Origin of the sequence: Halomonas organivorans (assembly GCF_014192055.1) — a bacterium.
Taxonomy (GTDB): Bacteria; Pseudomonadota; Gammaproteobacteria; order Pseudomonadales; family Halomonadaceae; genus Halomonas; species Halomonas organivorans.
Map to the genome: position 1 here is coordinate 1 of NZ_JACHXM010000019.1, position 14679 is coordinate 14679.

The 14679-nt window shown below is 67.1% G+C and carries 12 protein-coding genes; 1 reads left to right on the forward strand and 11 read right to left on the reverse strand.

Annotated features, from left to right (window positions below; genetic code table 11):
- Nucleotides 1-224: 224 nt before the first annotated feature.
- The 8 genes from FHR96_RS15560 to rho form a co-directional block, all read right to left on the reverse strand.
- Entirely contained in the window at nt 225-1295 is a 1071-nt protein-coding gene (locus tag FHR96_RS15560; protein ID WP_183388648.1) for a 3-deoxy-7-phosphoheptulonate synthase, read from the reverse strand.
- Nucleotides 1296-1302: 7 nt separating this feature from the next.
- On the reverse strand, nt 1303-1467 hold the full coding sequence (locus FHR96_RS15565; RefSeq protein WP_183388649.1) for a hypothetical protein: 165 nt from the start codon (nt 1465-1467) through the stop codon (nt 1303-1305).
- 124 nt (nt 1468-1591) lie between these two features.
- On the reverse strand, nt 1592-1738 hold the full coding sequence (locus tag FHR96_RS15570; protein ID WP_183388650.1) for a hypothetical protein: 147 nt from the start codon (nt 1736-1738) through the stop codon (nt 1592-1594).
- 63 nt (nt 1739-1801) lie between these two features.
- Entirely contained in the window at nt 1802-1930 is a 129-nt protein-coding gene (locus FHR96_RS22620) for a hypothetical protein (protein WP_281378411.1), read from the reverse strand.
- A 34-nt stretch (nt 1931-1964) separates the two neighbouring features.
- The gene (folM, locus tag FHR96_RS15575) at nt 1965-2678 is read right to left on the reverse strand and encodes a dihydromonapterin reductase (protein WP_183388651.1); all 714 of its coding nucleotides are present in this window, start codon (nt 2676-2678) and stop codon (nt 1965-1967) included.
- On the reverse strand, nt 2675-3460 hold the full coding sequence (locus tag FHR96_RS15580; protein WP_183388652.1) for an NAD(P)H-flavin reductase: 786 nt from the start codon (nt 3458-3460) through the stop codon (nt 2675-2677). The genes folM and FHR96_RS15580 overlap by 4 nt, the downstream gene beginning before the upstream one ends.
- Nucleotides 3457-4950 (reverse strand): 4-hydroxy-3-polyprenylbenzoate decarboxylase, encoded by a 1494-nt coding sequence (gene ubiD / locus FHR96_RS15585; RefSeq protein ID WP_183388653.1) that lies wholly within the window; start codon nt 4948-4950, stop codon nt 3457-3459. Before ubiD ends, FHR96_RS15580 begins: the two co-directional genes overlap by 4 nt.
- Nucleotides 4951-5298: 348 nt before the next feature.
- Entirely contained in the window at nt 5299-6558 is a 1260-nt protein-coding gene (gene rho, locus FHR96_RS15590) for a transcription termination factor Rho (RefSeq protein WP_016853467.1), read from the reverse strand.
- A gap of 438 nt (nt 6559-6996) precedes the next feature.
- Here rho and ppx point away from each other — a divergent pair, with 438 nt between their 5' ends.
- Nucleotides 6997-8526, forward strand: a complete 1530-nt coding sequence (gene ppx, locus FHR96_RS15595) for an exopolyphosphatase (RefSeq protein WP_183388654.1) — start codon at nt 6997-6999, stop codon at nt 8524-8526.
- A 6-nt stretch (nt 8527-8532) separates the two neighbouring features.
- Here the strand turns inward: ppx and tilS are convergent, their stop codons facing one another.
- The 3 genes from tilS to dnaE form a co-directional block, all read right to left on the reverse strand.
- Nucleotides 8533-9813, reverse strand: a complete 1281-nt coding sequence (gene tilS, locus FHR96_RS15600; protein ID WP_183388655.1) for a tRNA lysidine(34) synthetase TilS — start codon at nt 9811-9813, stop codon at nt 8533-8535.
- 257 nt (nt 9814-10070) lie between these two features.
- Nucleotides 10071-11024 carry an acetyl-CoA carboxylase carboxyltransferase subunit alpha gene (locus tag FHR96_RS15605; protein WP_183388656.1) on the reverse strand — a complete coding sequence of 318 codons (954 nt, stop codon included), beginning with the start codon at nt 11022-11024 and terminating at the stop codon, nt 10071-10073.
- A gap of 143 nt (nt 11025-11167) precedes the next feature.
- Entirely contained in the window at nt 11168-14677 is a 3510-nt protein-coding gene (dnaE, locus tag FHR96_RS15610) for a DNA polymerase III subunit alpha (RefSeq protein ID WP_183388657.1), read from the reverse strand.
- Nucleotides 14678-14679: the final 2 nt, after the last annotated feature.

Here is a 14679-nt window from a genome sequence, read left to right on the forward strand (position 1 = left end):
CAGCAACGTCAAGTTCCAGGACGGAGAGCAGGTAGCCGATCAATCAGACAGGAATGCGGCCTGACCGCCATCCACCAGATTTGACGATAACTCCTAGTGACAACGATCCTGCGCCATGCGGTCGGATCGCCGCACGGTCGCGTGTCGCGAACATTAGCGAGAAAAGGTGACGGTCGAGTGACCGGCACATGATCGACGGGCCGGACAGGCCCGCCGATCGGGGATCAGGCGCCCTGGCGCAGGCGCTCCGCGGCGTTCGTCAGCAGATGCTCGGTGGTCTCCCAGCCGATGCAGGCGTCGGTGACCGAGACCCCGTGGCGCAGCTTGCCCGGCGCCAGCGACTGCTTGCCCTCGTGGAGGTGGCTCTCGAGCATCAGCCCCATCAGCGAGGCGTCCCCCGCCAGACGCTGCCCCAGCACGTCGAGCATCACCTCGCTCTGGCGGCGGTGGTCCTTGCGGGCGTTGGCATGGCTGCAGTCGACCATCAGTCGCGGCGACTGGCCGGCTTCTTCCAGGGTGCGACGCGCCGCCGCCACCTGGGGCGCGCGGAAGTTAGGCTCGCCGTGGCCGCCACGCAGCACCGCGTGGGTGTGGGAGTTGCCAGGCGTCTCGCGCATCATCGGCCGGCCGTCCGCTCCCATGGCGAAATGCTGGTGAGGATGCGCCGCGGCACGCATGGCATCCACTGCCACCTGCAGGTCGCCGCTGGTGGCATTCTTGAAGCCGACCACCGCCTCGAGGCCGCTGGCCAGCTCGCGGTGTAGCTGGGATTCGGTGGTGCGGGCGCCGATCGCCACCCAGCTCAGCAGGTCGTCGAGGTAGGGTGCCAGCATCGGCTGCAGCAGCTCGGTGGCCACCGGCAGGCCCAGCTCGGCGATCTCGCGCATCAGCGAGCGCGACAGCTCGAGGCCGCGCGCCAGGTCGCCGCTGCCGTCCAGGTCCGGGTCGTAGGCCAGGCCCTTCCAGCCGACGGTGGTGCGCGGCTTCTCGACATAGACGCGCATCACCAGCAGCAGCCGATCCTCGACCGCAGGCGCCAACGCGGCCAGCCGGTGGGCGTACTCGAGGGCCGCCTCGGGATCGTGGATCGAACAGGGGCCGACCACTACCAGCAGCCGGTCGTCGTGGCCGGCGAGGATATCGCGTATGGCCTGGCGCTGGCCGGCGATGCGCCGGGCGAGCGCCGGTTCGAGCGGCAGGGCCCGGTGAAGTTCCGCCGGCGTAGGCAGAGCGGACTGGGCAGGACGGGTCGCAGCGGACTCCGAGCGGGAAGCGAGGGAAACGGGGGCGTTCATAGGGGCATCAACTCCGTGAGCGGGAACATCGGGGTGTGGTCATGCCACCGGCAAGCCCACGGTCGGAGGTGGCGCACTGACCCGACCGCATGTCGATAAATCGCCAGCCATAGCCGTAATAGTCCCGGCCCAGGGTGCGGAACTCGGCGTAGCGGCAATCGAATGCGGTCATGGGTCGTCTCCTCGGAATGATGGTGTTGAAAACGCAGAACCCCCGGGCGGGATTGCCGTCCGGGGGTTCTGCATGTCGGAGGCAACCCTGGGCGGGGCGTGCCTCGCGGCGTCGTCCTGTGCTGTCAGGAACCGGCCGCCGGCACGCCGTCGCTAAACCAGTAGCCCGGCCAATAATAGCTGACGCCGACGACGCTCTCGTGACCACGGGCCAGCGACGCCGAAGCGGCGGTCGGGGCAAGGCGCGCAGTGGTGAGCGGTTTCGGTGTCATGGGCGGTCTCTCCTGTGTACATGCAACATCCTGCCCTCTCGCGGGCGGGATGACAAGGCTCCGTCAGCCGGTGGCCAGCTGAACCCAGGCAATGGTGGCCGGCAGGCAGCTCATCCCGACCAGCACCGCCAGGCCCAGGAAAACCGCCAGCATGCCGCTGTCATCCTTGAAGTTCTCGTCATGTCCCGTCATCGGAGGCTCCTCTGTGTTGGAATTTTTTTGCAGTCTAGCGAAGGTGACGCCCGCCATCGACCGGTAGCGTGACCCCCGTCACGTAGCGGTTGTCGAGCAGGTAGCGCAGGCTCTGGTAAATGACGCCGGGCCCGGGAATCATGTCCATCGCCGACTTGGCCCTGGCCTTCTCGGCGTAGGCCTCGTCGTCGTCCTCGTTGAGCATGATCATCGCCGGCGCGATGGCGTTGACCTGGATCGTCGGCGCATACATGGCGGCGAACGACAGGGTCAGGTTCTCGAGCCCGGCCTTGGTGGCGGCGTAGGCGGCGTGCTTGCGCGAGCCCTTGTGCGCCACGTAGTCGGTCATGTGCACGATGTCACTCATCGGTTCGCTGCAGGCTTCGAGCAACGGACGGGCGCCAAGGTTGATCAGGTAGGGCGCCAGCATATGCACCCTGAACAGTCGCTCGAAGTTGTCGCCGGCCTCGGGGCCGTCGACGTCCGGTGCCCAGTCGCTGGCGTTGTGGACGATGGCGCGCAGCGAGGTAGTCTCGGCGCGTAGTCGCTCGAGAAAATCCTCGATGCCGGCCTGGCTAGCGAAATCGGCCTGCAGGGTGACGATGCCCCGGCTGCGCAGCGTCTCGAGCTCCTCGCGCTCGCGACGGTAGCTGACGATCACCGGGTGCCCCTCGTCGCGCAGCCGCTCGGCGCAGTGGCGACCCAGCCGCTGGGCGCCGCCGGTGATCAGGATCGGCGAGGCGCTCATGCCCGCGATTCCCTCACCAGGCTGCCCACCGTGGGCACCAGCGGGTCGCGAGGGGCATAGGCGAAGACGTCGGAGAACACGCGCGAGGGCTCGACCCCCAGCGACGCCAGGACATCGACGCAGGCATAGACCATCCCCGGCGAGCCGGAGAGGTAGACGTCATGGCCGGAGACATCGACGTCGTCGAGGGCTTCGCCCAGGGCGGCGTCGATGCGGCCGGCATGCCCCTGGATGCGCTCGGCGGCGAAGTCCGCTTCCATGCCCTGCTCGCTGACGCCGTGGAAGGTCACGTTCGGGTGCTGGGCGGCCCACTCCCGCGCCAGGCTCTCCAGGTAGAGCTCGCGGCGCTCCTTGGCCGCCCACCACAGGGAGATCTCGCGCTCGGGGTCGGCATGCAGTGCAGCCTCGACGATGGCCTTCATCTGGGCGAAGCCGGTGCCGGCGGCGACCAGCAGCAGCGGGCGGACGCTGTCCGGATCGAGCACGCAGTCGCCGCCGGGCAGGCGCAGGGTCAGGTGCTGGGCTTCCACCAGCAGCTCGCGCAGCCGCGCCGAATTGGAGCGCTCGGGCCAGTGCTGGATATGCAGCTCCAGGCGGCCGTCGCCGCCATGGGCGTTGGCGATGGAGAACGGCACCCAGGTCTCGGGGTCCAGCTGCATCTCCAGGTACTGGCCGGGCGCATGGGCCATGGCTTCGGCGCGGCCCTCCAGGTGAACCCGGAAGACGTCGGGGGTGAGGTCCTCGACCTCGACGACCTGGCAGGTCAGGGTCCTTGCCGTCATGAATGCCTCTTGTCGATGTCAGGGGTGTCGATGCCCAGCTCGGCCCAGCGTTCGCTGACGCGGTCCTTGACGGCCGCGTCCATGACGATGGGCGTGCCCCATTCGCGATCGGTTTCACCGGGCCACTTGTCGGTGGCATCCAGGCCCATCTTGGAGCCCAGCCCCGCCACCGGCGAGGCGAAATCCAGATAGTCGATGGGGGTGTTCTCCACCATCACGGTATCCCGCGCGGGGTCCATGCGGGTGGTGATGGCCCAGATCACGTCTTCCCAGCGGCGGGCGTCGACATCATCGTCGAGCACCACCACGAACTTGGTGTACATGAACTGGCGCAGGAAGCTCCACACCCCCATCATCACTCGTTTGGCATGGCCGGGGTACTGCTTCTTCATGGTCACCACCGCCATGCGGTAGGAGCAGCCCTCCGGGGGCAGGTAGAAGTCGACGATCTCGGGGAACTGGCGGCGCAGGATGGGCACGAAGACCTCGTTGAGCGCCAGGCCGAGGATCGCCGGCTCGTCCGGCGGACGGCCGGTGTAGGTGGAGTGATAGATGGCGTCGCGACGCATGGTCATGCGCGTCACGGTGAACACAGGAAAGGTCTCCACCTCGTTGTAGTAGCCGGTATGATCGCCGTAGGGGCCTTCCGGGGCGGTATCGTCGGGGTACAGGAAGCCTTCGAGGATGATCTCGGCGGAGGCCGGCACCTCGAGGTCGGCGTGGCCGCATCGGACCAGCTCGGTGCGCGAGCCTCTCAGCAGCCCCGCGAAGGCATACTCGGCGAGACTGTCCGGCACCGGCGTCACCGCGCCGAGGATGGTCGCCGGGTCGGCGCCCAGCGCCACCGCTACCGGGAAGGGCTCGCCGGGATGCGCCTGACTCCACTCCTGGAAATCCAGGGCGCCGCCGCGATGCGACAGCCAGCGCATGATCAGCCGATTGCGCGACAGCTTCTGCTGGCGGTAGATCCCCAGGTTCTGGCGCTTCTTGTGGGGTCCTCGGGTGACCACCAGCGGCCAGGTCACCAGCGGCGCCGCGTCACCCGGCCAGCAGTGCTGGATGGGCAGGCGGTCGAGATCGACGTCATCGCCTTCCAGCACCACTTCCTGCACCGGCGCACGCTTGAGCCGCTTGGGCCCCATGCTCATGACCTGCTTGTAGACCGGCAGCTTGTCCAGGGCATCGCGAAAGCCCTTGGGCGGCTCTGGTTCCTTGAGGAAGGCCAGCAGCTCCCCGACCTCGCGCAGCGCGCTGACCGAATCCTGGCCCATGCCCATGGCGACCCGCTTCGGCGTGCCGAAGAGGTTGCCGAGCAGCGGCATGTCATGGCCCTTGACGTTCTCGAACAGCAGCGCCGGCCCGCCTGCCTGCAGGGTGCGATCGCAGATCTCGGTGATTTCCAGGTAGGGATCCACCTCGGCGGTGACGCGCTTGAGCTCGCCCTGTGCTTCCAGCGCGGCGATGAACTCACGCAGGTCCTTGTACTTCATGCGGCCTTCCCGTTTCCCGAACGACGCAAAAGGGGCAGCATACCATGCTGCCCCTTCGGGATGCTGCGCCTGGGCGCCATGAGCCCAACCTCTGGCCTGTCGAGCCCGGTTAGCTGGCCATCGACAACGCTCGACTCGAACCTGAGGAAGCGTGGCGAGGGCCGCCGCGCAAGCAAGCATTTCCAGACAACGTGCGCCGAGGCGTTGAGAGCTGGCCGTTGCGAGCGAAGACGAGACAAGGCGGAAAACAGCGAAAGTGCGGAGTTTACTCTAGTAAATGAGCCGCTTGACCGAGCTGGCGCACCAGCTGTTTTCCAACGCCGTATCGTCGAGCGCAGCAGGCCAGGATCAACGTCTTTTCATGGCCTCGAAGAACTCGAGGTTGGTCTTGGTATCCTTCAGGCGGTCGATAAGGAACTCGGTGGCCGCGGTATCGTCCATCGGGTTGAGCAGCTTGCGCAGGATCCACATGCGCTGCATCTCGTCCTCGGAGGCGATCAGGTCCTCGCGGCGGGTGCCGGAGCGGCGGATATTGAGGGCCGGGTAGACGCGCTTCTCAGCGAGCTTGCGGTCCAGGTGGGCCTCCATGTTGCCGGTGCCCTTGAACTCCTCGAAGATCACCTCGTCCATCTTGGAGCCGGTGTCGACCAGCGCCGTGGCGATGATGGTCAAGCTGCCGCCTTCCTCGATGTTGCGCGCCGCGCCGAAGAAGCGCTTGGGCTTCTCCAGGGCGTGGGCGTCGACACCGCCGGTCAGCACCTTGCCGGAGGACGGCACCACGGTGTTGTAGGCTCGCGCCAGGCGGGTAATGGAATCGAGCAGGATCACCACGTCCTTCTTGTGCTCGACCAGGCGCTTGGCCTTCTCGATCACCATCTCGGCGACCTGCACGTGGCGGGCCGGCGGCTCGTCGAAGGTCGAGGCCACCACTTCGCCGCGCACGGTGCGTGACATCTCGGTGACCTCTTCCGGGCGCTCGTCGATCAGCAGCACGATCAGGTGGCACTCGGGATTGTTGCGCGTGATGGAGGTCGCGATGTTCTGCAGCATCAGCGTCTTGCCCGCCTTGGGCGGCGAGACGAGCAGGCCGCGCTGGCCTTTGCCGATGGGAGCGGTGAGATCAATGATCCGTGCCGTGAGGTCCTCGGTGGAGCCGTTGCCGATCTCCATGCGCAGCCGCTCCTGGGGGAACAGCGGCGTGAGGTTCTCGAAGAGGATCTTGTGCTTGGCGTTCTCCGGCTTGTCGAAGTTGATCTCGCTGACCTTCAACAGCGCGAAGTAACGTTCCCCTTCCTTGGGCGGACGAATCTTGCCGGAAATGGAGTCGCCCTTGCGCAGGTTGAAGCGCCGAATCTGGGAGGGCGACACGTAGATGTCATCGGGGCCGGCCATGTAGGAACTGTCGGCACTGCGCAGGAAGCCGAACCCGTCCTGCAGGATCTCCAGCACGCCATCGCCGTAGATGGCCTCGCCGCTCTTGGCGTGCTTCTTGAGGATGGCGAAGATGATGTCCTGCTTGCGGGAACGCGCCAGGTTGTCGATGCCCATCTCGCGGGCGATCTCCAGGAGTTCCGGCACGGGCTTTTGCTTGAGTTCGGTAAGATTCATCGGTGTGTTCAGAAGTTGCTCGTGAAAGCCGGGCAGTCGTGCGCCGTATGGGAAAAGAGGCGAGACGTTAACGCCGCGTGGATGCGTTCAGAGCCCGGACAGGCTGCTTCTCGTCGAATGCGATTCATGGACACCGGCGGGCAACCGAAGAGATGCCGGGCCAGTCTCAAAGCGAGGGAGCAGGTTCGTTTTCGCCTGAATCAGCGCATCGGGCCGAGGGCCTACAGCGTGGGCTGATTGCAGTGGGCTATCTGACGACTTGAATAGTGACCGGGGCGAGCTCGCCATGCGCGGTCGGAAAGCATTCGGAACAGGCGAACGACTCGATACTAGTCAAGGCCGAAGCGAAACGCAATACCCGGCATGTCCTCTGCCAGAGCGATTGACAAGCCCGATAGGCACCCGCAACCTTTGGCCAGTCACCCTGAAGGACCCGCCATGACAGCGCCCAAGGACCGATTCGCCGCCGATAACGGCACGCCCGACCACGCTCCCCGACGCCTCGCCGCCATTGACCTCGGCTCCAACAGCTTCCATTTGCTGGTGGCCAATTACCAGGACGACCGCCTGCAGGTGGTCGCGCGACAGGGCGACAAGGTCCAACTGGCGGCCGGCCTCGGCGATGACGGCCTGCTCGACGAGGCCGCCATGACCCGCGCCCTGGACTGCCTGGCTCGCTTCGCCCCCTTCCTGGAGGGCATCGCGCCGCGAGACCTGCGAGTGGTCGGCACCAACGCCTTGCGCGACGCCGACAACAGCCAGGCATTCATCGATCGCGCCGAAGCGCTGCTCGGCACCCGCATCGAGATCATCGCCGGCCGCGAGGAAGCTCGCCTCATCTACCTGGGCGCCGCTCACGCCGTGGCCGAGGAAGGTCGTCGCCTGATCGTCGATATCGGCGGCGGCTCCACCGAATTCATCATCGGCGAACATTTCGAACCCCAGGCGCTGGAAAGCCTGAGCATGGGCTGCGTGACCTTCACACGGCGCTTTTTCGATACCGGCGAGCTCACCGAGAAACGCATGCGCCGCGCCGAGCTGGCTGCGCTGTCCGAGCTCGCCAATATCCAGAAGCCCTTCCAGAAGCTCGGCTGGAGCGATCCAGTCGGCTCCAGCGGTACCATCAAGGCCGCCGCCGCGACGATCGCCGCCGCCGGCCAGTCCCCCGATGGCGTCATCACCCGCGCGGGCCTGCAGGACCTGCGCAAGCGGCTGCTCAAGTGCAAGCGCCTGGACAAGGTCGCCATGGACGGCCTCAAGGCCGACCGCGCCCGGGTCTTCCCCGCCGGCATCGCCATCCTGGGTGCCATCTTCGAGGCCTTCGAGCTGGAGGAGATGCGCTATTCGGACGGCGCCCTGCGCGAGGGCGTGCTCTACGACATGGCAGGGCGCAACAGTCCCGAGGATTCGCGGCTCAAGACCCTGGCCAACCTCGAGCGAGTCTACGGCGTCGATACCCGGCAGGCCGACAACGTCGCCGCCACCGCCCTGGCCCTGTTCGACCAGGTTCGCGAGACCTGGCAGCTGGACGACGATCAGGCGCGCTTCCTCGAGTGGGCCAGCCGACTCCACGAGATCGGCCTGGCCATCTCCCACAGCCAGTTCCATCGCCACGGCGCCTACCTGCTGGAGCACTCCGACCTGGCCGGTTTCTCGCGGCCGGAGCAGCGGCTGCTGGCCTTCCTGGTCCGCGCCCATCGGCGCAAGTTCCCGGTCAAGGAGTGGCAGGCACTGCCCACGGCCGAGCAATGTCCCCATGCGCGGCTGGCCCGCCTGCTGCGCATGGCGGTGATTCTCAACCACTCTCGGCCCGAGCATCCTCCGGCCCTGCCCGAGCTCGAGGTCGACGGCGAAGCACTGGGCCTGCGTCTGGCCGTCGAAGAGCCGAGCCTGCTGTTTGCCGACCTGGAACAGGAAATCGCCTACCAGCGGGCTGCCGACCTGAACCTGGCCCTCGCCGCCGACTGAGCCCGCTCAGTTGGGGCGCCAACCCTCGGCACAGGCCAGCCAGCCCGAGGGGCGCCCCACCGCGACGACCCTCTCACCGTGCCAGGCCACCAGCAGGCCGGCACGCTCCCACGGTGGCAATGCCCACTCCTGGCATAGCCGCTTGAGATCACGATGGCCGCGCCCCTCCAGGCGCAGCCGCTCGCCGCCCAGGCGCGGCGCCAGCGTTAGCCTGGCCGGTATCCCATCCCCACGGAAGAGCCCGCTCGTCAGCGGTCCCGACGGCGTGGGGAACGGCGCTCGACCGTCCCACTCGGCGCGCCACTCGGCCGGCAGCGACACGACCGGCGCCAGCAGATAGAGCGCGCCCCGCCAGACCCGGGCCTCGGCGCCTTCCCAGGCCACACGCACCTCGGCGTCGCGGCGTGCCCCGAGCTGCTCGATCAGGGTCGCCAGGCGAGCGGCGGGCGGCGTTGGCACTCCCTGCCGACCCAGGCAGTGACGAATAAGCAGGCGCCGACGCGGCGCCGAGAGGCGCGACAGGGCGGGGATCGGCAGGCGGCCGGGATCGCCACCCAAGCGAGCCAGGTCCTCGGCGGCGAACTCCTCGAGCAGGCCGTCGGCCTCGCCGGAAAGCCGAGCGCTGCGCGCCAGCGACCCACCGGCGTCCGGCCAGCGCTCGGCCAGCGTCGGCAGCACGCGATGGCGCAGGAAGTTGCGATCCAGGGCGGTGTCGGCGTTGCTCGGGTCCTCGACCCAGCCAAGCGCCAGACGCCCGGCCTCGGCCTCCAGCGCCGCGCGAGACGCATCGAGCAGCGGGCGCACGAGACGACACCCCTCGAGATCGCGCACCGCCGGCATGGCACCGAGCCCGCGGAGCCCGGCGCCGCGCAGCGCCGCCAGCAGGAAGGTCTCGGCCTGGTCGTCGCGATGCTGGGCCAGCCACAGGGTCTCGCCGGCGCCGACCCGGCGGGCGAAGGCCGCATAGCGCGCGGCCCGTGCCTCGCCCTCGACCCCACGCCCCGCCGAGACATCGACGGCGGCGCGCTCCACGTAGAGCGGCACGCCTAGCCGGGAACAACACCGCCGACAGTGGCGCTCGAAGTCGTCGGCAGCGGCCTGCAGGCCGTGATGCACGTGCAGCGCGCGCAGCGGCCGCGGATGACGCCGGCAGGCCTCGGCGGCCAGGGACAGCAGCAATGCGGAATCGAGCCCACCAGAGAGCGCCACCCAGACACCGCGCCCCGGCGGGGTCTGGGCCAGGGCGCGGTCGATCGTGGCTTGCAGGGAAGAAAGCTCGAGGGTCATGAATAGAGAGCCATCTCAGGCATGTCGATGGCAGAGCCGTTACCATCCAAGTCAGAGGCCTGATCGAGCGAAGGCCGGCACCAGGACCGCCGGCATTTCCAACATCGGCGGAAAGGCTCCGATATCGTGGGAGCGCAGCTTGCTGCGCGATCATCTGGCGCCTGATTGGCAAGGCGGGCGCCTGGCGGCGCCATCGCGCAATGAATTGCGCTCCCACAGAAAGGCCCGGCCCTGCATGGCCAAGCGCAGAAAGGGCTTTATACAGGAGCGCCGTAGGACATCAGCCGCTGGTAGCGACGTTCGAGCAGTTCCTCGGTCTCCATGCCGCCCAATCGGTCGAGGCTCTCGGTCAAGGCGGTGCGGATACGCTCGGCGGTGTCTGTCGGCTGGCGATGGGCGCCGCCGAGCGGCTCGGGGATCAGGGTGTCGACGAAGCCCAGCTCCTTGAGGCGCTCGGCGGTAATGCCCATGGCCTGGGCGGCATCGGACGCCTTCTCCGCGCTCTTCCACAGGATGGAGGCGCAGCCTTCGGGCGAGATCACCGAGTAGGTGGAATACTGCAGCATGGCCAATTCGTCGCAGACGCCGATGGCCAGCGCGCCGCCGGAGCCGCCCTCGCCCACCACGGTAGCAACGATCGGCGTCTTGAGCCGGGACATCACCGCCAGGTTGTAGGCGATCGCCTCGCTCTGGCCGCGCTCCTCGGCGTCGATGCCCGGATAGGCGCCCGGGGTATCGATGAAGGTCAGCACCGGCATCTTGAAACGCTCGGCCATCTCCATCAGGCGGCAGGCCTTGCGGTAACCCTCGGGGCGCGGCATGCCGAAGTTGCGGCGTACCTTCTCCTTGACGTCGCGGCCCTTCTGGTGACCGATGACCATCACCGGCTTGTCGTCGAGCCTGGCCACGCCACCGACGATGGCGGCGTCATCGGCGAAGTTGCGATCACCGTGAAGCTCGTCGAAGTCGGTGAAGACGTAGTCCAGGTAGTCGAGGGTGTAGGGGCGCTGCGGATGGCGCGACAGCTGGGACACCTGCCACGGCGTCAGATCCTTGAAGATCGACTCGGTCAGCTTGCGACTCTTCTCCTCGAGCCGGCCGATCTCGTCGCTCAGGTTGACCTGGCTGTCGTTGCCGACCAGGCGCAGCTCCTCGATCTTGGCCTGGAGCTCGGCGATGGGCTGTTCGAAGTCTAGGTAGTTGGGGTTCATGGGCTAGCCTTGTCTCGTCGGCCGGAGAGGCGACCGGGGGGAAGCGTCAAATGAAGTGCATTATCGCACCCTGACACGTCCACGCAAGGCGGGCCAGGCCGGATGCACATTGTCTGTTCTCCCGGTCCAAGATTCTCACGGTCTCAACGGTAGCGCAGCCGCACGCCGTCCTGGCCCTCGACCTCGCGCAGGGCGATCAGCAGCTCGTCCGAGGGGGTGACCTTCCACTCTTCGGCCAGCTCCAGCCAGCCTGTGGCCTCGGGGTTGCGATAGCGCAGCCGCACCGGCAGCCCGGCGACGTTGCGATAGGGAGTCAGACTGTCGCGCAGGCTGTCCACCAGACGCCCGTTGGCCTTCTCGGCGTCCAGCGCCAGCTCCACCGCCTGGCCGTAGCGAGTGCGCGCCTCGACCATCGGTGTGATCTCCTTGCCGCGCAGGCGCAGCCCTCCCGAATAATCGTCGCTCTGCACCTCACCCTCGACGATCAGCACCTGGTCGGTATCGAGCTGTCCGCGCACGGCGTCGAACAGTTCGCCGAACAGCGAGGCCTCGATGCGCCCGGTGCGATCATCCAGGGTGACGAAGGCCATGGTATCGCCGCGCTTGGACTTCATGGTGCGCATGCCCACCACCAGGCCGGCGACCCGCTGGGGTTCCCGGGACGGCTTGAGATCGGCGATGCGCGTGGAGACGAAGCGCTCCAGTTCCTTCTCGTACTCGTCGATGGGGTGGCCGGTGAGGTAGAGCCCAAGGGTATCCTTCTCCCCGGCCAGGCGCTCCTTGTCGGTCCAGTCGCGCACCCGGCGATAGTCGGCATAGACGTCGCTATCGCCCTCCTCGTCGGAGGCGGCGAAGGCCTCGCCGAACATGTCCATCATCCCCAGGTTCTGGTTGGCCTGGTTCTGGGCCGCTGCCTTGAGGGCGGCCTCCAGCGAAGCGGCCATCACCGCGCGGCTCGGCCCCAGGTTATCCAGCGCCCCGGAGCGAATCAGCGCTTCGAGGGTGCGCTTGTTCATGCGTTTGGGATCGACCCGCTTGCAGAAATCGAACAGGTCGCGGAAGGCGCCACCTTCCTGGCGAGCCTCGACGATGGCCCCGATCGGGCCTTCGCCGACGCCGCGTATGGCCCCCAGGCCATAGACCACCCGCCCCTCGACGTCGACGGTGAACTTGTAGCCGCCGACGTTGACGTCCGGCGGGGTCACCGTGAGCTTGAGATGGCGACACTCCTCGATCAGCGGCACCACCTTGTCGAGATTGTCCATCTCGGTGGACATCACCGCCGCCATAAAGGGCCCTGGGTAATGGGCTTTTAACCAAGCGGTTTGATACGACACCAGGCCATAGGCCGCGGAGTGCGACTTGTTGAAGCCGTAGCCGGCGAACTTCTCCACCAGGTCGAAGATGTTGCCCGCCAGGTCCTTGTCGATGCCGTTCTCGGCACAGCCCTCCATGAAGCCGACCCGCTGCTTGGCCATCTCCTCGGGCTTCTTCTTGCCCATGGCGCGACGCAGCATGTCGGCCTGGCCCAGGCTATAGCCGGCCATCACCTGGGCGATCTGCATCACCTGCTCCTGGTACAGGATGATGCCGTAGGTGGGCTCGAGCACCGGCTTGAGCAGCTCGTGCTGGTAGTCCGGGTGGGGGTAGGAGATCTCGGCCCGGCCATGCTTGCGGTTGATGAAGTCGTCGACCATCCCCGACTGCAGCGGCCCGGGGCGGAACAGCGCCACCAGAGCGATCATGTCCTCCAGCGAGTCCGGCAGCAGGCGCTTGATCAGCTCCTTCATGCCGCGGGATTCGAGCTGGAACACCGCCGTGGTCTCGGCCTTCTTGAGCATCTCGAAGGTCGGCTTGTCGTCCAGCGGAATGCCGTCGATGTCGAGCGGCCCCTGCCCTTCCGCGGCGCGCACCTTGTCGACCATCTCCAGCGCCCAGTCGATGATGGTCAGGGTGCGCAGGCCAAGGAAGTCGAACTTGACCAGCCCGGCGTCCTCGATGTCGTTCTTGTCGAACTGCACCACCAGCCCGTTACCGTCCTCGTCGCACAGCAGCGGCGAGAAGTCGGTGAGCTTGGTCGGCGCGATCACCACGCCGCCGGCGTGCTTGCCGGTGCCGCGGGTGATGCCCTCGAGCTTCACCGCCATGTCCCAGATTTCCTGGGCCTCCTCGTCGGCCTCGAGGAACTCCTTGAGCTGGGGCTCGTCTTCGATCGCCTTGGCCAGCGTCATGCCGACTTCGAAGGGGATCAGCTTGGACAGCTTGTCGCCCAGCGAATAGGGCTTGCCCTGGGCGCGGGCCACGTCGCGCACCACCGCCTTGGCGGCCATGGTGCCGAAGGTGACGATCTGCGAGACGGCGTCGCGCCCGTAGCGCTCGGCCACGTAGTCGATCACCCGGTCGCGCTTCTCCATGCAGAAGTCGACGTCGAAGTCGGGCATCGAGACCCGCTCGGGATTGAGGAAGCGCTCGAACAGCAGGTCGTACTCGAGCGGGTCCAGATCGGTGATCTTCTGGGCGTAGGCCACCAGCGAGCCGGCACCGGACCCCCGCCCTGGGCCCACCGGGACGTCGTTGTCCTTGGCCCACTGGATGAAGTCCATCACGATCAGGAAGTAGCCTGGGAAGCCCATCTGCAGGATGATGTCGAGCTCGAAGTCGAGCCGCTTGCGATAGCGAGCGTCGATCTCGGCATACTCGGCGCCGTCGCGGGGATAGCGCTCGGCCGGATAGAGGAAGTCCAGGCGCTCGGTGAGGCCGTCGTGGGAAATCTTGCGGAAGAATTCTTCCTGGGTCATGCCCTCGGGGATGCCGTACTCCGGCAGGAAGATTTCCCCCAGGCGCACGTCGACGTTGCAGCGCGCGGCAATCATCACGCTGTTTTCCAGCGCTTCGGGGATGTCCGCGAACAGCTCGGCCATTTCCTCGGGGCTCTTGAAATACTGCTCCTCGGTATAGCGACGCTCGCGGCGCGAGTCGTCCAGCGCCTTGCCCTCGCCGATCGAGACTCGGGTCTCGTGGGCCCAGAAGTCCTCGCGCTCGAGGAAACGCACGTCGTTGGTGGCCACCACCGGGGTGTCGGTCGCCACGGCCAGGTCCACCGACAGGTGCACGCACTCCTCCTCCAGGGCCCGCCCGGTGCGCGTCAGCTCCAGGTAGTAGCGCCCCGGAAAGGCGGCCTGCCATTCCTCGAGCAAGGCCCGGGCCTCGGCATGGTGATCGGTCAGCAGGTGGCGTCCTACGTCGCCCTCGCGGCCGCCGGAAAGCGCGATCAGTCCCTCGCTCTGCTCGAGCACCCAGCGCCGGTCCAGCAGCGCCTGACCATCCTTCTGGCCTTCCATCCAGCCCCGCGAGATCAGCTCGGTGAGGTTGCGGTAGCCGATGTCGTTCATCGCCAGCAGCGTCAGCCGATAGGGATGCGCCTCGTCGTGGGGGTTGGCGAGCCAGAAGTCGCCGCCGATGATGGGCTTGAGGCCGGCCCCCTGGGCGCCGGTATAGAACTTGACCAGGGCGAAGAGATTGGCCTCGTCGGTGAGCGCCACCGCCGGGACACCCTGGCTACCCGCCGCCTTGATCAGCGGCTTGAGACGCACCAGGCCATCGACCAGGGAGAATTCGCTGTGCACACGGAGATGAACGAAGGGAGCGGTCATGG